The 17,743-nt window shown below is 71.4% G+C and carries 13 protein-coding genes; 5 read left to right on the top strand and 8 right to left on the bottom strand.

Features of this window, described 5'->3' with window-relative positions:
- Positions 1–2 precede the first annotated feature (2 nt).
- Both AB0L53_RS15105 and AB0L53_RS15100 read right to left on the bottom strand, forming a co-directional pair.
- Positions 3–1,493: a carboxyl transferase domain-containing protein gene (locus tag AB0L53_RS15105; protein ID WP_357941260.1), complete on the bottom strand. Its 1,491-nt coding sequence runs from the start codon at positions 1,491–1,493 to the stop codon at positions 3–5.
- A 70-nt stretch (positions 1,494–1,563) separates the two neighbouring features.
- The gene (locus AB0L53_RS15100; protein WP_363993416.1) at positions 1,564–2,736 is read right to left on the bottom strand and encodes a CoA transferase; all 1,173 of its coding nucleotides are present in this window, start codon (positions 2,734–2,736) and stop codon (positions 1,564–1,566) included.
- Between the two features lie 78 nt (positions 2,737–2,814).
- Between AB0L53_RS15100 and AB0L53_RS15095 the strand changes: the two genes are divergently transcribed.
- Positions 2,815–3,345, top strand: coding sequence for an AAA family ATPase (locus tag AB0L53_RS15095; RefSeq protein WP_363993415.1), 531 nt, complete (start codon positions 2,815–2,817; stop codon positions 3,343–3,345).
- A 5-nt stretch (positions 3,346–3,350) separates the two neighbouring features.
- Here the strand turns inward: AB0L53_RS15095 and AB0L53_RS15090 are convergent, their stop codons facing one another.
- The 5 genes from AB0L53_RS15090 to AB0L53_RS15070 all read right to left on the bottom strand — a co-directional run bounded on the left by AB0L53_RS15090 (position 3,351) and on the right by AB0L53_RS15070 (position 8,877).
- The gene (locus AB0L53_RS15090) at positions 3,351–4,025 is read right to left on the bottom strand and encodes a histidine phosphatase family protein (protein WP_363993414.1); all 675 of its coding nucleotides are present in this window, start codon (positions 4,023–4,025) and stop codon (positions 3,351–3,353) included.
- A gap of 35 nt (positions 4,026–4,060) precedes the next feature.
- A complete protein-coding gene (locus AB0L53_RS15085; RefSeq protein WP_363993413.1) occupies positions 4,061–5,278 on the bottom strand; it encodes a DegT/DnrJ/EryC1/StrS family aminotransferase in 1,218 nt (405 codons plus the stop codon).
- A 173-nt stretch (positions 5,279–5,451) separates the two neighbouring features.
- Positions 5,452–6,195, bottom strand: a complete 744-nt coding sequence (locus tag AB0L53_RS15080; RefSeq protein ID WP_363993412.1) for an amidohydrolase family protein — start codon at positions 6,193–6,195, stop codon at positions 5,452–5,454.
- Complete coding sequence (locus AB0L53_RS15075; RefSeq protein WP_363993411.1) at positions 6,192–6,890, bottom strand: amidohydrolase family protein; 699 nt, start codon at positions 6,888–6,890, stop codon at positions 6,192–6,194. Before AB0L53_RS15075 ends, AB0L53_RS15080 begins: the two co-directional genes overlap by 4 nt.
- 10 nt (positions 6,891–6,900) lie before the next feature.
- Complete coding sequence (locus AB0L53_RS15070; RefSeq protein ID WP_363993410.1) at positions 6,901–8,877, bottom strand: hypothetical protein; 1,977 nt, start codon at positions 8,875–8,877, stop codon at positions 6,901–6,903.
- Positions 8,878–8,960: 83 nt separating this feature from the next.
- Between AB0L53_RS15070 and AB0L53_RS15065 the strand changes: the two genes are divergently transcribed.
- From AB0L53_RS15065 to AB0L53_RS15055, 3 genes are all read left to right on the top strand, one after another.
- On the top strand, positions 8,961–9,776 hold the full coding sequence (locus tag AB0L53_RS15065) for an amidohydrolase family protein (RefSeq protein WP_363993409.1): 816 nt from the start codon (positions 8,961–8,963) through the stop codon (positions 9,774–9,776).
- A complete protein-coding gene (locus AB0L53_RS15060; RefSeq protein WP_363993408.1) occupies positions 9,773–10,582 on the top strand; it encodes an amidohydrolase family protein in 810 nt (269 codons plus the stop codon). The genes AB0L53_RS15065 and AB0L53_RS15060 overlap by 4 nt, the downstream gene beginning before the upstream one ends.
- A gap of 66 nt (positions 10,583–10,648) precedes the next feature.
- Complete coding sequence (locus AB0L53_RS15055; protein ID WP_363993407.1) at positions 10,649–12,619, top strand: hypothetical protein; 1,971 nt, start codon at positions 10,649–10,651, stop codon at positions 12,617–12,619.
- Between the two features lie 15 nt (positions 12,620–12,634).
- Here the strand turns inward: AB0L53_RS15055 and AB0L53_RS15050 are convergent, their stop codons facing one another.
- Positions 12,635–13,603: a helix-turn-helix domain-containing protein gene (locus AB0L53_RS15050; RefSeq protein WP_363993406.1), complete on the bottom strand. Its 969-nt coding sequence runs from the start codon at positions 13,601–13,603 to the stop codon at positions 12,635–12,637.
- A gap of 137 nt (positions 13,604–13,740) precedes the next feature.
- On the opposite strand from AB0L53_RS15050, the gene AB0L53_RS15045 reads away from it, so the two are divergent.
- A complete protein-coding gene (locus AB0L53_RS15045; RefSeq protein ID WP_363993663.1) occupies positions 13,741–17,730 on the top strand; it encodes a S8 family serine peptidase in 3,990 nt (1,329 codons plus the stop codon).
- Positions 17,731–17,743: the final 13 nt, after the last annotated feature.

The raw sequence follows: 17,743 nt of genomic DNA, 5'->3' as shown, positions 1-17,743 counted from the left end.
GGCTAGCCGCCCAGGTTGCGGTAGCGGGCCTGGCGGGCCGCTCGACGGTCCGCCGGGCTCCGTGCCAGCAGCCCGGCGATCTCGTACTCCAGCGCCCGTCCCACCCGCTCGCAGAACGCGCGCGGCTCGTACGCGGCGTCGGGCACCTCCGGGATCACCCGGTCGACGATCCCGTCACGCCGCAGGTCGGTGGCCCGCACCCGCTGCTGCTGGGCGATCTCCGGCGCGAAGTCCACACTGCGGTAGAGGATCGCCGAGGCGCCCTCCGGTGGCAGCGGCGACAGCCACGCGTGCTGCGCGCACAGCACCCGGTCGGCGGGCAGCAGGGCCAGCGCCGCGCCGCCCGCGCCCTCGCCGAGCAGCAGGCACACCGTCGGCGCGTCGAGCATGACCAGGTCGGCCAGGCAGCGGGCGATCTCCGCGGCCAGCCCGCCCTCCTCGGCCGCCTTCGACAGCGCCGCGCCCGCCGTGTCGATCACGGTGACCAGGGGCAACCCCAGCTCGGCGGCCAGCCGCATACCGCGCCTGGCCATCCGCAGCCCGCCGGGGCCGAGCGGCGAACTGGGCCGCGCCCGGCGCCGGTCCTGGCCGAGCACGACGGCCGGCGCGCTGCCGAACCGCGCCAGCGCCAGCAGCAGGCCCGGCTCGTTCTCGCCCGCGCCGTTGCCGGTGAGCGGGGTGACGTCGGTGGCGGCCAGCTTGAGCAGCGTGCGCGCGCCGGGACGGTCGTCGCGGCGCGAGCGGGTGATCGCCTCCCACGCCTCCACCGGCCGCAGGTCCTCCTCGGGCGGCTCGCCGGCGACCAGCCCGGTACGTTCGGCGCACAGCACCGACAGCGCCCTGATCGCCACCTCCCGCGCGTCGTCGGCCGACACCACGGCGTCGACCAGCCCGTGCTCGTGCAGGTTCTCCGCCACCTGTACGCCTTCGGGGAACGGATAACCGTGCAACGACTCGAACACCCGCGGCCCCAGGAACCCGATCAACGCTCCCGGCTCCGCGGCCGTGACATGCCCGAGCGAGCCCCACGACGCGAACACCCCACCGGTCGTCGGATGCCGCAAATACACCACGAACGGCAGGCCCGCCCCGCGATGCGCCTGCACCGCGGCGGTGATCTTCACCATCTGCACGAACGCGAGCGCGCCCTCCTGCATCCGGGTGCCGCCCGAGGCGGGCGCGGCCAGCAACGGCAGCCGCTCACGGGTGGCCCGCTCTGCCGCGGCGACGACCCGCTCGGCCGCCGCCACCCCGATCGACCCGGCCATGAACGAGAACTCGGAGACCACCACGGCCACCCGGCGCCCGTCCAGCAGGCCCTCACCGGTGACGACGGACTCGTCGTAGCCGGACTTGGCGCGGGCCGCGGCCAGCTCGTCGGCATAGGAGGAGCCCGGCGCCACCGGATCGGCGGGCGGCGCGTCCCACGACTTCCACGATCCCGCGTCGAGGACCGTTTCGATCAGTGTGCGCGCGTCCGGACGGCTCACCATGGCTCCCTACTAACCGGCGATGTTGGAATGTTGACGCACCAGAGCGCCCGCCGGTGCCATCGGATTCGCATCACCCCTCGCGCTCTTCCAGCCAGCTGAGCACGGCGTCGCCGTCCTGGCCCAGGGCGGGCGGCGCGATGTGCGTCACCTCGGTGGCACTCTCTTCGGGGCCGTCTTCGAAGCGCAGCGGCGGGCCTGGCAGTTCGATTCGGCCGAGTACGGGATGGTCCACCTCGATCACCAGGCCCTGCGAGCGGGTCTGGTCCCAGGTGTAGACCTCGTCGATCGAGCGGATCGCGCCCGCGGGCACTCCCGCCTCGCCGAGCCTGGCCAGCCAGTGGCCGCGGTCGTGCGCGGCCAGAGCCTTCTCCATGTCGGCGATCAGCTCATCCCGGTGCGCGAATCGCTCCCTGTTCGTCGCATATTTAGCCACATCTGGGTCTATGCCCAGTAGGGCGGCCACCTTCTTCCACTGGCCGTCGTTGGCCGCCGCGATCTGCAGCATCCCATCGGCGCAATGGAAGGCACCGTAGGGGGCGATCGAGGCGTGGTGGTTGCCGTTGGCGCCGGGCACCTGGCCGCCCACGGTCCACGCCGTGCCGTGGTAGGAGTGCACACCGGTGACGGCGGCCAGCAGCGAGGTACGCACCACCCGACCCCGGCCGGTCCGCTCGCGCTCGTACAGGGCCCCGGTCACGCCGTACGCGCCGTGGATGCCCGCGAGCAGGTCGGCGATGGACGCGCCCACACGGTACGGCTCGTCGCGCGAGGGGCCCGTCAGCGACATCAGGCCGGCCTCGCCCTGGGCGATCTGGTCGTAGCCCGGCCGGCCGCCCTCGGGCCCGTCGTGGCCGAAGCCGGTGATCGACAGGATGACCAGGCGCGGGTTGAGCTCGTGCAGCCGCTCGACGGAGAAGCCGAGGCGGTCGAGCACGCCGGTACGGAAGTTCTCGATGAGCACGTCGCTCTGGCGTACCAGGCGCTCGACGAGCTGTTTGCCGTCGGCGGACTTCAGGTCGATGGCGATGGACTGCTTGTTGCGGTTCGCCGCCAGAAAATAAGTGGAAATATCGTGATCCGGCCCGACGAAGGGCGGCCCCCAGCCCCGGGACTCGTCTCCTCCGTCCGGATGCTCCACCTTGATCACCCGGGCGCCGAGATCGCCGAGCATCTGAGCGGCGTGCGGGCCCGCCAAGGCCCTGGACAGATCCAGCACCACGATGTCACCAAGGGGTCCGGGCAAGGTCAGCCTCCAGAATTGCGTTCGTGGCGAAAGAGTAGTCTTTCAGGCTTCGTGTCTCCTTCACCTACCCTGGGAGCCGTGGAATCGCCCGCCCGCCGCATCCAGGCGCTCGATCCGTCGTGCGGGCCGGTCCGGCTGGTCGCCGTCGACGGCCCCGCCGGGTCGGGCAAGACCACGTTCGCCGGCGAACTGGCCGCCGAACTCGGCTGCCAGGTGGTGCACAGCGACGACTTCCCGGTCCCGTGGGACGAGGGCCCCGGCGGCTGGTTCGACGCCCTCGACACACAGGTACTCCGCCCGCTCCAGCGCGGACTCCCGGGCGCGTTCCGCCGTTATGACTGGGTACGCGGCGAATACACGGACCTGATCACGGTCCCTGCCGCACCGGTCCTGATCATCGAAGGCGTGGGCACGGCCCGCCGATCGGCGGCCCATCTGCTGGCGTTCACCATCTGGGTGGAGGCCCCCGAAGAGGTGCGGCTGCGCCGGGTGATCAAGCGCGACGGGCCGGAGCTGGAACCGCGGTGGCGCGTGTGGTTCGCCACGGAGCAGGCCTGGTTCGACGCCGACGACACGCGAGGTCGGGCCGATCTCATCAAAAGTGGTTGAGGTCGCTATAAGGACCGCAGGTGGTCGACGTCATTGAAGGACAGCAGCTCAAGACGGCCGTCCAGCGCCCGCCACGTCGAGACGGACGCGTTGAGCACCGGCGCGAACTCATCCATGGCGGCCAGGTCGGCGTCGGGCGTCTCGGCGATCACATGCCGCAGGGCCAGCACCACCGTGTCGTGCGCGACGATCAGCACCCGCCGCCCCTCGGCCCCGGCGCCCAGGTCACCGACCGCCGCCCGTACCCGGACCGCCACATCACCCACCGACTCACCGCCCGGCGGCCGATAGTCGTAGTCCCCCGCCGCCCGCTGGCGCGCCAGCTCCTCGGGATGGCGCCGCCCGATCTCCGCCTCGTTGTACAGAGCGAGCATCCCCCGCTCCCGATCCCTGAGCCGCTCGTCCGTCGTGACCGGCAACGTCCGCCACACCTCGGAGGCGCTCGCCCAGGTGTCGAGCGCACGCGTGTAGGGCGAGCACCACACGACCTCGGGCGCCTCCTCCTCCGGCAGCGCCCCCAGCAACTGCCCGAGCGCCCCGGCCTGCCGCCGCCCCAGGGCCGTCAGGGTCACCTCGTCATCGCCGCGCTCGTAGACGAGCGGCGTGTCGCCCGCCTCCCGGTAGGCGGCGTTCGCCTCGCTTTCGCCGTGTCGTACGGCGAGGATCCGTGACGGTCCCATGCAGTGCATGGTGCCATAGTCGCGGCGGCGCGCCTTTACAAAGTAGATCCGTGTCGCGGCATGGCGGCCAGTACCTTGGCCAGGGCCTCGGTCAGGTGGGTGGCGTGGCGGGGATCGTCCATGAGCATCGACTGCCGGACCCAGACCACCTCCCGAGCCGCCGCCTCGGCGGCCGGGCACGGCTCCGCCCGAGCACCCTCCCGGGTGAGCGCCGCCATCGTCCCGAGCGGCGGGTACCCGCCTTCGAGCGGCACCCCCTCGGCGGCCATCGCGGCCAGCAGGAACTCCCGGTCCACCGGCTCGTGGAAGCGGAGCATGAGCAGGTGCCGAGAGTCCCGGGTGGTACCAGGCGGCCGCGGAACCACACTCACCGAACCCGCAACCACCGATTCACCGCTGTGCGCCGCACCTCGCCCGGCGGTCAGTTCGCGTTCGACGGCGGCGCAGAAGGCCTCGCGGCGGTCGATCTCGGCGTCGAGGCGGTCGAGCCAGGGCAGCAGGAGGGCGGCCTGGATCTCGGTGAGCCGGAGGTTCCAGCCGACCGACGGGTGGCCGTACCACTGACCGCCGAGTCTGCGGCCGAGGTTGCAGACCGACCAGATCGCCTCGTACGCGGACTCGTCGCGGCAGACGATCAGGCCACCCTCGCCCGCCGTCAGGGCCTTGCTCGCCTGGAAGCTGTACACCCCGGCGTCGCCCAGGCCGCCGACCGGGCGGTCCTTGTAGGTCGCGCCGTGCGCCTGGGCGGTGTCCTCGACCACGACCAGGCCGTGGCGGGCCGCCAGCGCGTTGTGCGGGTCCATGTCGGCGGGGCTGCCGGCCAGGTGGACGGGCATGATGGCGGCCGTTTTGTCCGTCAGCGCCGCTTCGACGGCCTCTGGTGACAGGTGCAGGTCCACCGGGTTCACGTCGACGATCACGGGCGTGGCACCGGCCAGGAGCACCGCCGTGGCCGAGGCGACGAAGGTGTAGGCCGGAACGATCACCTCGTCGCCCCGTCCCACGCCCAGACCTCTCAGCGCGGCGAACAGGCCCAGTGTCGCGTTCCCGACCGCCACGCCGTACGGCACGCCGGACCTGTGGGCGAACGCGGCGGTCAGGTCCGCGACCGTGGAGCCGCCCTGGGTGGCGCCCCACTGGCCGCTCTCCAGGACCTCGGTGACGAGAGCGCGCTGGGCCGGGTCGAGCGGCGGCGGCCACGCGGGCCAGGGCGCCGAGCGGACCGGCGTACCACCGTGGAGGGCGAGTGTCACGGGGAGCGTCCCTTTCGAAGTGACTTGGAGCGAATTGGGGCGTTTCGGGGCTGACCAGCCGGTTCGGGCTGATCGGGGTGAGTTGGGGCTGACTAGGGCGAGCTGGCGAGTTGGGGTGACTCGGGGCAGTTTGGGTGTGTCAAGGTGGGCTGGCGGGTTGAGGTCGGTTCAAGTCAGAGGGGGAGAGCGAGGAGGCGGGCGAGGTTGCCGCCCTGTACGAGGGCGCGGTCCCTGTCAGTGAGCGGGGCGCGGGCGATGCGGCCGAAACCGGTGCGCAGGTCCAGGAAACAGGCGTCCGACCCGAACACCACCCGGTCCGCCCCGATCATGTCGACGAGCCGGGCGATCCAGCGGCCGGTCATCTTGGAGCCGCAGATCTCCAGGTAGAGGTTCGGGTGGTCGGCCGCCAGCCGGGCGGCGCGGGCGAAGCCGTACGCCCAGAGCCCGGTGTGCCCCATGAGCAGCGGCATCGCCGGATGGCGGGCGGCGATGGCGGCGAACTGGGCGGGATCGCTCCACGGCGAATCGGTCTGGGCGTGGGCGAGAACGGGCAGGCCGAGCTCCCACACCGGCTCGTAGAGCGGGTCGTCCAGACGGCACTGGTGTACGTCGGGATGCAGCTTCACGCCCCACACGCCTTCCAGGGTCAGGGGTGTGCGGTGGTGCGGGTTGTAGACCTGCCAGACGCCGAACCGGCCCGGGAAGCGTTCGGCGATCTCGGCGGCCAGCCGGTTGCCGCGTACGGCGTCCGGGCCGACGGCGAGCAGGTGGCTGATGCCCATCGCGGTGACGCCGATCCGGTCCATCGTGGCCACCAGGCCCGCCGCGGACGGATCGGGGATGAGGAAGTCGGGCCAGCCGCCGACATGACCGTGCGCGTCGAGGACCACATCAGCCCGCTCAGGAGGAAGGGTCACATCAGCTCGCTCAGGGAGCCGGCGGCGATCAGGTCGACGGCGGAAGGCTCCAGGTCGAGGTGGTCGAGGAGGAAGCGGGGGCCGCAGTCGTCGGCGATCGGCGCGCCCGTGCCGAAGATCAGCCGGTCCGCCCCGAATCGGTGGGCGAGCCATTCGACGCCGCCCTGGGTGTTGACGGTGCCGATCTCCAGCCAGAGGCGGCGGGTCTCCGCCATCAGTTCGGCCACCGCGCGCAGGCGGCGGTAGCCCGGGTTGAGCAGGAGGACGCGCTGCTCTGGCAGTCGCTCCATCAGCGTGCGGAGCTGGGCGGGCGACGTCTCCTCAAGGTCGATCGCGACAGGCAGGCCGAGCGCGGCCAGCCAGCGCAGGGCGATCGGGCCGGTGAGGTCGAAGCGGTGGCGTTCGGGACAGAGCCTGATCATGCGGACGTTCCACCCCAGCACCTCGTGCAGTTCGGTCGGCGCGGACGCCCCCGTCACGCCGGGTACCACGACGGGCACCGGGATGAGCCGGGGGTCGTCCAGCCGCAGGAGGGCCTCGTTGCCCGCCTGCGCGTCCGAGTAGAGGCTGAGCGTGTGGGTCACACAGGCCCGGTCGATGCCCAGCCGGTCCATCTCGGGCCCGGGGTCCGACGGCAGGTCGTCGAACGGTACGGGACCGATCAGCCGGTGGGCATCGATCACATATTTCGGCACAGACCGAAATCTAGCCAGCGGTCGCCGGGATGGTCAAGGGCGGGCAGCCGGGGTCGAGCCTGATCCGGGCCAGGTTCCGGCCCACCAGGGCCCAGGCACGCCAGCTGCCGGGCTCGAAGTGGAGCTGGGGGTTGGTGTACCACTCGTCGCCCAGGCCGGTGGCCAGCAGCTTGGCGTCGGTGCCCAGTTCGTAGGCGTTGCCGCCGCCGAAGAAGGTGGACACGAACACCTTGCCCCGATGCACGGTCAGCTCTCCGTAGCCGGCGAGCTTGCCCTGGCTGACCACCTTCTTGGTGGCCAGGTCCAGCGCGATCCAGGCTCCCGAGTCGCGCTTGTACACGCCGTACAGCAGCCCGCGGTGCACCTTGATGTCCTGGAACGTACGGAAATTGGCGACCGGATCGACCTGCCAGATCACCTTGCGCTTCCTCAGGTCGAAGGCCGCCACGGACGCCGAGGTCTTGACCGGCGGAGTGCCCCCGCCGCCGAGCACGTCGCCGCCCAGGTAGACGACGCCGGCGCCCAGCGACAGGCTCATCAGGCTCTGGCCGGGGATGACGTCCACGTACACGTCCATCTTGCCGGTGTCCGGGTCGACCACGGACAGGGCGCCCGACAGCTTGGCGCCGAGCGGCGCGGAGGCGACCAGGAGCTTGTCGGTCAGCGGGTCGTACTCGATGTCCCATGGCCGCTGCTGGTCGTGGCCCAGGTAGCCGAGCCCGCGCACCTGGTCGGTGCGGATGTCGATGGAGAGGATCTGCCCGCTGGGGTACATCGCCGCGTAGATCTTGTTGCCGCGCCGCACCAGGTCCTTGGGCTCGCCGGGCAGGCGGAACCTGCGCTTGGCGCCCGTACGCAGGTCGCGGACCTCCATCGAGAAGTGGCCGCCGATGTAGAGGGCGCGGTTGGGCACGAGCAGCATGCTCTGCGGCCGTTCGGCGCCGGCGGGTATTCCGGCCTCGACCAGGTCCACGAACTCCGACTTGCCCGTACGCAGGTCGAGCCACCACATGCCGCCGCTGCCCGAGACGCCGAACAGGGTGTTGTCGTCGAGCAGTTGCAGCCGTCTGGTCTCGTCACCGGGGGACGGCGGGTCGGCGATCTTCGTGAACGCGGCGTCGCCCGTCCGGTAGCGGTAGACGGCGCCGTCCGGGCGGGTGGTGGCGTAGACCGTGCCGTCGGCGACCACCGTGAGCATGTCGAGGCTGCCCTCCGCCAGGGCGGGCTGCCGGAGGTCGGTGCCGTCCTTGCGCACGTCGATGAGGGTCCCGCCGCTGGCCGCGTACACGCGGTCGCCGTGCTCCGCGACGGCGCCGAATCCCGTGGGGCCGGTGGCGAGCCGCGTGGCCGTGCCGGTGGCCCGGTCGATCGACATGAGCTGGGCCTTGTCGAGCAGGCCGGCGTAGACGTGGTCGGCGTCCGCGGCGATGGCCCTGACGTAACGCTCACCGGGCGCCAGTACGCCGAAGTTCCGGACCGCGCCGGTGCTGGGCACGTACTCCCAGACCTTGCCGTCCGGGTACGTCCCCGCGTAGAGGGTGCCGTCGGGCGCCGAGGTCAGGCTCCAGACGAAACCGCCGTTCTTCCCGAACGAGTACAGGCGCTTCACCTCACCCGTCGCCGGGTCGAAGCTGTAGAGGTCGGGGACCGGGTACGTACCGACATAGATCTTGCCGCCGGACACGGCGGTGGCCCAGCCACCCTCCGCCTCACCCGCCGCCGGGCCGTCGGGGAGCGTGACGCTCCTGACGACCTTGCGGGTGGCCAGGTCGATCTCCGCCAGCACGGGCGGCTTGGGTCCGCGTTCGACGACGTAGGCGTGTCCTTCGTGGACGACGGCGCCGACGATCGCGCCGGTGACCGACGCCGGCCCGAACGTCTCCACCGCCGGGCTCGCACAATCGGCGACGGCAGCGGCTTCGGCGGTGGGGGCTGTGAGGAGGGCGGGTAACAGGCCGGCCACGACGACCATGAGTGAGCGGAGCATGTGGGCCTCGCGTTCATTTCTGAGCAATTTTGGCCCTGACCGTAATATTATGCGCGCCTTTCGTCAATGGCATGATTGGCTTCATGGCGATTAGGGACAAGACCGGTATGGCGTTCGACGCTTGGGGGCTGATCGGTGGGCTGGAGGTGGCCCTGGACGTCGACGTGCTCGTGGGCGCCTACCCGGACCGCGACGGGCCGCCCGGGACTCCGGCCACCGTACGGGCGATGCTGGCGGCGCACCGGATCAGGGCGGGGGCGGTGGCGAGCCTGCGGGCGGCGCTCTTCGACGTACGCTCGGGCAACGACGCGACCCTCACGCTGGCCGCGGCCGATGACCTGACGGCGCCCGGCACGGTGGCGGCGTCCGGCGGAGGTTCGTCTGCGGTGTTCGTGCCGGTCGGGGTGGTGGACCTGCGGGATCCCGTGGGTGCGGGACGGGAGATGGACCGTCTCGCGGCCGCGGGTGTGCGGGCGGTCCGGCTGTTTCCGGACGAGCAGGGTGTGGAGGCCGGTTTTCCGTCGGTCCGGCATGTCGCCCGGCGGGCGGCGCGGCTGGATATGACGGTCCTGACCGGTGGCGACGTACGCAGGTTCTGGCAGCCGTTCGCCGGGCTGGAGGCCAGGGTGGTCTTCCTCGACACGCACTTCTACCATCTGGGCGACTTCCTGGTGGCCGCCGCCGACGAGCCCGGCTTCCACACCTCCACCCGCCTGCTCAACTCCCCCGACGCGCTGGAGACGGTCGCCGCGGAGATCGGCGCCGACCGGCTGCTGTACGGCTCGCGGACCCCCCACTACGAACCCCTTGTCCCGCTGCTCAGGCTGGCGACCAGCGGCCTGAAGCCCGACGAGGTGGCCGCCGTGGCGGGCGGCAATGCCAGGAGGCTACTCGGATGATCATCGATGTCCACGCCCATTGGGGCCCCTGGTTCTTCACCATGGACGTGGCCGGGGCGACCCTCGCCACCATGGACCGCTACGGCATCGACCAGGCCATCGTGTCGTCCACCGAGGCGGTCATCTACGACGCCCCGGCGGGCAACCGCGCCCTGGCCGCCGCCCTCAACGACCAGGGAAGCGGCGGGATCGGCGCGCGCGAAGGCGACCCGGACAGCGGGCGCGAAGACAACCCGGATGGCGGACGTGGAGGCGGCCGGGGTCGGTTGTACGGCTATGTCACCATCAACCCGCGCAGGCTTCAGGAGGCGGTCCGGGATCTGGCCGAGTACCTGCCTACCGGCCGGTTCGTCGGTGTCAAGATCCACACCGACTACACGGGCTCGTCCGCCACCTCGCCCCAGTTGCGCGACGCTCTCGAACTGGTCGCCTCAGCGGGCTGCCCGGCGCTGGTCCACACCTGGGGACCCTCGGTGCTCGACCTGGCCCAGGTCTGCCTCGACACGCCGGAGCTCCGGGTGATCGCCGGGCACATGGGCGCCGACGGGTTCAGGTACGCGATCGAGGCGGCCCGCGCCTGCGACCGCCTCTACCTGGAGCCCTGCTGGTCCCACGCCCCGGCGGGCCGCATCGCCGAGGTGGCGGCGAACGTGGACGCGCGGCAACTGCTGTTCGGCACCGACGCGACGCTGATCGACCCGTCGTCGGCCTTCGGCTCGGTCGCCGCGGCGAACCTCACGGGCGAGACGGCCGAGCGGATCGCGTGGCGCAACGCGGCGGAACTGTTCGGGCTGGAGACCGCATAACGCGATCTGGACATTACGGCCCGGTCCGTTATAGCGTGCGGCGCAACTTCACCAAGGGAGCCGCACATGATCCCCCGTCGTCGTTTCCTGCGAGCGGCCGCCGCGGCCGCCTCCCTCACCGCTGTACCGGTCATGCAGGCCCGGACCGCCGAAGCCCAGTCGAGCGAGGAGGCCAGGAGCGGCCGCGAGCCCGAGGGCACCGTCACGGGTCTCGGACCCGCGAGCGTCGCCAGCCCGCTGGGCAACGGCGAGTTCGTCGGCGGCGTCCTGTACGTGGGCTCCCGCGGCCTGTCTCCCAACGTGGTGGGCGCCTACGACCTGGCCAAGGATGCGGTCACCACCCATTTCGACATCCCCACCGGCGTGGGTGTCTGGGCGATGTGCCGGGTGGGCACCGACGTCTATGTGGGCACGCACGCCCGTTCCGACCTCTACCGCGTCGACACCGTCGCGGGACAGGTGACGAAGGTCGCCGAATACCCCGACCACTACATCTGGACCATGGCCTCCTCCCCCGACGGCAAGGTCTACATGGGCACGTCGGAGCCGGGCCGCGTCTGGGAGTACGACCCGGCCACGGGCACCAGCCGCGACCTGGGCCAGCCCGCCCCGGGCGAGGCGTACGTGCGCAGCATCCAGGCCGACGACAAGTACGTCTACGCGGGCGTCGGCTCTCACGCCCACCTCGTCGCGATCGACCGGGCGACCGGCGAGAAGCGGGAGCTGCTCCCGGCCGCCCTGGCCGACCGCGACTGGGTGTCGAGCATGAACATCTCCGACACGCACATCGCCGGCGGCATGAACTCCCTCGCCGAGCTGGTCGTCCTCGACAAGGCCGCGCCGGGCGACTACAAGCTGGTCAAGGCCACGGCTCCGGGCGAGAAGTACGTCGTCGCGGTGCTGATCCACGACGGCTACGTCTACTTCTCCGGCCGCCCCTCGGGCACCTTCTACCGCTACGAGCTGGCCACGGGCAAGCTGGAAGTGCTCGGCGTGCCGTACTTCGAGGCGCTCACGCACCGGCTGCTGGCCCACGAGGGGCGCGTCTACGGCATCCAGGACAGCGCGGTCTTCGTGTACGACCCGGCGACGGGCACCCTCGACTACCTCAACCTGGTGCAGCGCGGGCTCAAGGCGGCACCGGAGGAGCCGATGTCGGTCCACTCCGACGGCCGCCGCGTCTACGTGGGCGGCAAGGGCGGCGCCGATGTCCACGACCTGGCCACGGGCAAGGTGAGCAGGCTGGGCATCTCGGGCGAGCCGAAGACGCTGCTGACCGTCGGCGGCACCACCTACCTCGGTGTCTACACCCAGGCCGCGCTCTACTCCTACCGGCCGGGCGAGGCGGAGCCGAAGCTGCTGGCCCGTACGGGCAACCAGCAGGACCGGCCGCGCGACCTGGCCTACGACGCGCGGACGGGCCTGGTCGTGATGCCCACGCAGCCGGAGCCCGGCCACATGAACGGCGCGCTGTCGCTCTACTCACCGCGCACCGGCACGTACGAGACCTATCGTCCCGCCGTCGAGCGGCAGACCGTCTACTCCGTCGCCACGCGCCTTGGCACCGCCTACCTCGGCACCACCACCCAGGAGGGCCTCGGGCTGCCGCCCGTCACCACGAGCGCCAGGCTGGCCGCGTTCGACCTGGTCAAGCGGAAGCTGCTGTGGCAGATCGAGCCGATCGCGGGCGCCCGGTACATCTCCTCCCTCGCGCTGGGCCCGATCACCCTGTACGGCATGGCGAGCACGGGTGAGGTGTTCGAGTTCGACCTGATCCGCAAGAAGGTCACCAGGACGCTGAAGGTGGGCGCCAAGGGCGGCGAGCTGTTCGTCACCGGCCGCGTCGCCTACTGCACCGACGGCGACAAGGTGTACAAGCTGGACCTGGTCACGTTCACGGCGAAGACGATCGTCGAGGGCTTGGCCGGTCAGTGGTTCGGCGGCGAGCCCAAGCTGGCCCTGGACCCCTCCGGCAAGGCCCTGTACGGCGTGCGCGGCCGCGACCTGGTCCGCATCGCCATCTCAGGCCGCCGCTGAGCCGTCAGAAAACCGTCAGATCCACCCACGTTCCCTCGCCGCCATCCCCGCCTGGAAGCGGGTGATGGCGTTGAGGTCCTGCATGAGGTCGTGGATGCGGCGCTGCACGGTACGCAGCCCGAGCCCGAGCGCCCGCGCGATGCCCTCGTCGGTCAGTCCCCCGGCCATCAGCGCCAGCAGGTCCCTGGCCAGCTCGTCCGGACCGTCGGCGGGCGGCCGGGGCATCGCGCGTAACGGGAAGCCGCGCCGCCACTCCCGCTCGAACAGCGCGATCAGCGCGTCCAGCAGCGCCGAGTGGTGCAGGATGAACGCCGCGTCGATCGCGTACGCCCCGCTGCGGATGGGGATCAGCGCGAGCGCGTCGTCGGCGATCCAGATCTTCACCGGCGCGTCCGCCACCACGCGCACCTTCTCACCACGCGCCGCCGCGGCCTGGATCAACTCCAGCCGGCCCGGCATCGCCAGCGCCTCCAGGTCGTAGACGCTGCGGTAGTCGACCCCCGCCTGGAGCATCCGCAGCTCGCGCTCCGTATTGCCCGACAGGTCCGGCATGACGTACGGGGGCTTGTCGATGTTGCGGAACATGCTCTGCGCGCTCTCCTGGAGCGCGTACGCCCGGCTGATGATGTTGTCGGTGCCCATGACCACTTCCACCTGCTCGGCCGGATGCGCCGCGTAGCGTGAGGCCCGCTGGAACGACGTGGTGAGCTCGTGGATGGCCGTCCGCACCTGGTGCAGCTCCTCCTCCTGGCGGCTGAGCATCGGCCGGATGGCGATGTCCGGCGCGACCGCCACGTATCGGGCGCGGCGGCCGGGCAGGCGGCTGGCCAGCCCGCGCCGGGCGAATCCGGCGAGCGTGCGCGCGGCCAGCGGCGTCGAGACCCCGCAGTGCGTGGCGAGTTCGGCGGCCGATGACCGCGGATTCTCGACGAGCATCGTGTACAGGCGGCTCTCGGCCGGTGACAGGCCGATCGCTTCGAGCATGGCGGCACCCTTCTGACCGATGGCGGGATACCGCCACCTGGCGGGTTTTGGCCCCTCCGGCGTACTTGTGCCCTGACTGATTCCCAGATTAGGTCAGCGAGGAAACGATCTCCACCGCACAGGAGAGTGCCGTGCGCATGCTGTCCACCCCCCGGCGCCGCGGTCTCGGGGCCTTACTCGCGTTCGCGCTGGCGGTGCCGCTGGTCGCCGTAGCCGAACCGGCCACCGCCGCGCCCGCCGCCGCACCCGCTGAGGCGCCCGCCAACGGGTCCGCCAACGCGCCCGCCGCCGTCAAGGCGCGGGGTACGGCGCCCGTCAAGATCACCCTGGTCACCGGGGACACCGTCACCTACTCCAAGGACGCCGCGGGCCGCGCGGCGGTCGTCGTGGACCCCCGCGACGGCCATGAGGCGACGAACTACCAGGCCCAGCAGGACGATCACGGCTACTACGTGATCCCCGCTGACGCCGGGCCTTACGTCAGCAGCGGCCTGCTGGACAAGGAGCTGTTCAACGTCGACTACCTGGCCGTCAACGGGTACGGCGACGCCAAGGCCGATCGGCTGCCCCTCATCGTCCAGTACCAGCCGCAGGTGAAGTCCGGCGACGTCGCGGGCAAGGCCCGGGCGCTGAAGGGCGGCGCGGAAGCGCTGGTCCTGAAGAGCATCGACGGCGCCGCGCTGAAGGTCGACAAGAAGCAGGCCCGAACGTTCTGGCAGTCCGTGACCGGGGAGACGACCCCGTCGGAGGCCAAGGCGAAGGCGGCCCCCGCCCTCGAGAACGGCCTGCGCAAGGTGTGGCTCGACGGCAAGGCCAAGGCGCTCGACGACGTCAGCAACCCGCAGATCGGCGCGCCGAAGGCGTGGGCCGCCGGGTTCGACGGCACCGGCGCCACGGTCGGCATCATCGACACCGGCATCGACGCCCAGCACCCCGACCTTCAGGGCAGGATCGCCGAGGCGCGCAGCTTCGTCCCGCCGGGCAGGCCCGGCGGCGGCGACCCGGCCAACGTCTCCGACAAGTTCGGCCACGGCACCCACGTGGCGGGCATCATCGCGGGCAGCGGCGCCGCGTCCAACGGCCGCTACAAGGGCGTCGCGCCCGGTGCCCGGCTGACCATCGCCAAGGCGCTGGACGACACCGGCAGCGGCAACAACTCCGAGATCATCGCGGCGATGGAGTGGCAGGCGGCCACCGAGCACGCCCGGGTGGTCAACATGAGCCTGGGCAGCAACGGCGCGACCGACGGCACCGACCCGCTGAGCCAGGCGGCCAACGACCTGACCGCCGAGTACGGCACGCTGTTCGTGGTCGCGGCGGGCAACTCGGGCCCTGACCGGTTCACCGTGGCCGCGCCCGGCGCGGCGACCTCCGCCCTCACGGTCGGGGCGGTCGACTCCGCCGACAAGATCGCGTCGTTCTCCAGCCGCGGCCCGCGCCTGAGCGACGACTTCGCGATCAAGCCGGAGATCACCGCGCCCGGCGTGAACATCATCGCGGCCCGCGCGGCCGGGACCTCGCTCGGCGAGGGCAGCAGCGTCCCGGGCGGCGGCCCGATCGACGACAACTACACGGCGGCGTCCGGCACCTCGATGGCCACGCCGCACGTGGCCGCCGCGGCGGGCATCCTGGCCGCCCAGCATCCCGACTGGACGCCCGACCAGCTCAAGACCGCCCTGGTGGGCACCGCGCAGCCCCTTGACGCCACCTCGCCGTACGACCAGGGCGCCGGTCGGCTGGACATCGGCCGGGCCGTCACCCAGCAGGTCTTCGACGACCTGTCGGCGGTGTCGGCCGGGTTCACCGACCCGTACACCGGCCAGACGCTCACCAAGAAGGTGACCTACCGCAACACCGGCAAGGACCCCGTCACGCTGTCCCTGTCGCTGGCACTGGCGCGCGGCGAGGCGCAGGCGCCCGCCGGGATGGCCTCGATCACGCCGTCGTCGCTGACCGTGCCCGCGGGCGGCACCGCCTCGGCGGACCTCACCATCGAGCCCAAGCTCGGCGAACCCGGCTGGTACGAGGGCCGGCTGACGGCGACGGCCGGGACCGACCGGCTGACGGCGCCCATCGCCTTCCGCAAGCAGGCCCAGATGGACACGGTGCACGTCAAGCTCGTCGGCAAGCCCGAGTGGGCGAGGCTGAACCCCGGACCGCTGTCCGTGATCAGGGTCAGCGACACCGATCCGCTCCTGGCCGGCGAGCCGCTCACCGTGGTCACCGAGAACTGGCGGACCACCGACGTGCCCGGCACGGTGCAGGTGGACGTGAAGCTCGCCCACGGCGGCGTCTACTCCATCAGCACCCAGCCGTGGTGGTACACCATGCCGGCCCGCCAGCTCCAGTACGGCCTGCTGATCGCCCCCGAGACCAAGCTCACCGGCGAGACCACGATCACCCTGGACGCGACGAAGACCGAGCAGTTGCGGATCAGCACGCCGCGCGAGTCGGAGCCGGTGTTCCTGAACACGATGAACGTCCGCACGACGGCCTCGGGGCGGATGTACGCCGGCGCCTCGCTGCTGAGCTACGAACCGGCCATCACCGGAAACTACTGGGTCACGCCGGTCACGTCCAAGCCGACCGTGGGCACCTTCACGTTCCTGTTCGACCAGATCCGCCGGGCGCCGGAGGTCTCGCTGAGCGTGCCGGGCCTGTCGCTGCATCCGCGCTACGTCAGTGAGCACGACGCCCTGGTGCCCAAGTTCGCCGCCGACCAGCCGCTGAGCCTGACCACCATCGGCGCGGACATACGCGGCAAGCTGGTCTATCTCCCCGCCAGGGACTCACTGCAGCTCCTCCTGACCGACATGGAGACGGCGATCAAGGGCGGGGCCGCGGGTGTGATCACCAGCGACCGCTTCGCCTGGATCCTCAGCGCCGACGCCTACCTCGCCCAGAACAAGCTGCCCCTCCTGTGGCTCGACAGCGCCGAAGCCGACGCCCTCGGCAAGGCCATGGCCCGCAAGCCGTACCCGGCCGGGAAGCTGACCGTCCAGCCGACCAGCCCGTTCGAGTACAAGCTCGCCTACTACGTGAAGGGCACCACCGCCGGCCGCCTGACCTTCGCCCCGAAGGCCCGCGACCTGACCGCGATCGACACCACCTACCACGCCCAGTTCCCCATGCAGGCGGGAAGGTGGGGGCCGTACCCGAACTTCAACGAGGTCGACCACACCTACATCCCCGTCCAGCCGCTCAGCGTCCGCGGCTCGCACCTCTTCAACGCGCCCGTGACCCGGACCGAGTACTACAACACGACCGGCGGCGAGGTGCTGTGGCAGCGCGGCTACCAGTTCCGCGACCCCGCCACGGACACCACTCGCCTGGCCATGTCCGAACGGGGGTTCACCCGCGCCACCCAGGAGCGGGAGGAGTGGAACGAAGCCCTCATGCCCACCCAGATCACCACCGGGCCGGACCGGCCGGACTGGGTCGACCCGGGGATCTTCTGCGACGGTTGCCGCCAGGGCGACCGGCTGCGGGTGCGCGCGCTCGTGCCGTTCGGCCTCGGCTACTACGCGGACGCCTCCAACCCCAGCCACACCTACGTGGGCGCGCCGGGCGACGAGCAGACCCACCTGTTCAGCGGCGAGACGGAGGTGCAGCCCCAGTACGACGAGATCGGCCTGCCCTACTACGGCGTGCCGGCCGGGTCGGGCACGTACCGGCTGACCAATGTGTGGAAGGACGGGTTCACCGGCAAGCACGCGGGCACCAGCGTCGAGTCCACCTGGACGTTCCGATCCGCCCGCCCGGCCAAGGACAGCGCCCCGTACCAGTGCCTGGACGGCCTGCTCTTCGGTGACAAGCAGCCGTGCGCGCGGCTGCCGCTGATCCAGCTCCGGTACGAGCTCAACCTGCCGGGCAACGACACCGTGGCGGCCGGCCGGCCGTTCGCGTTCACCGTCAAGGCCGAGGGCGGCGCGTCCGCGCTGCGGGTCTGGACCTCCGCCGACAAGGGCGCCCACTGGACGCCGGCCGTGGTCCTCCCGGCGCCGGGCGGCTCCTACAAGGTCCTGGTGGTCAACCCGGCCGGCAGCATCACGATCAAGGCCGAGGCGAAGGGCAAGGACGGCAGCGCCGTCACGCAGACCGTCGCCGACGCCTACATGGCGAGGTAACCGTTACCAAGAA

It is taken from the genome of Nonomuraea sp. NPDC052129 (genome assembly GCF_040680095.1).
Lineage (GTDB): Bacteria > Actinomycetota > Actinomycetes > Streptosporangiales > Streptosporangiaceae > Nonomuraea.
This window is presented reverse-complemented; position numbering and strand designations above follow the sequence as displayed.

Excerpts from the sequence above, each read along its gene's own strand:
- AB0L53_RS15055 (WP_363993407.1), top strand. The coding sequence starts at position 10,649 with ATGATCCCCCGTCGTCGTTTCCTGCGAGCGGCCGCCGCGGCCGCCTCC.
- AB0L53_RS15070 (WP_363993410.1), bottom strand. The coding sequence starts at position 8,877 with ATGCTCCGCTCACTCATGGTCGTCGTGGCCGGCCTGTTACCCGCCCTC.
- AB0L53_RS15060 (WP_363993408.1), top strand. The coding sequence starts at position 9,773 with ATGATCATCGATGTCCACGCCCATTGGGGCCCCTGGTTCTTCACCATG.
- AB0L53_RS15045 (WP_363993663.1), top strand. The coding sequence starts at position 13,741 with ATGCTGTCCACCCCCCGGCGCCGCGGTCTCGGGGCCTTACTCGCGTTC.
- AB0L53_RS15090 (WP_363993414.1), bottom strand. The coding sequence starts at position 4,025 with ATGGGACCGTCACGGATCCTCGCCGTACGACACGGCGAAAGCGAGGCG.
- AB0L53_RS15105 (WP_357941260.1), bottom strand. The coding sequence starts at position 1,493 with ATGGTGAGCCGTCCGGACGCGCGCACACTGATCGAAACGGTCCTCGAC.
- AB0L53_RS15050 (WP_363993406.1), bottom strand. The coding sequence starts at position 13,603 with ATGCTCGAAGCGATCGGCCTGTCACCGGCCGAGAGCCGCCTGTACACG.
- AB0L53_RS15065 (WP_363993409.1), top strand. The coding sequence starts at position 8,961 with ATGGCGATTAGGGACAAGACCGGTATGGCGTTCGACGCTTGGGGGCTG.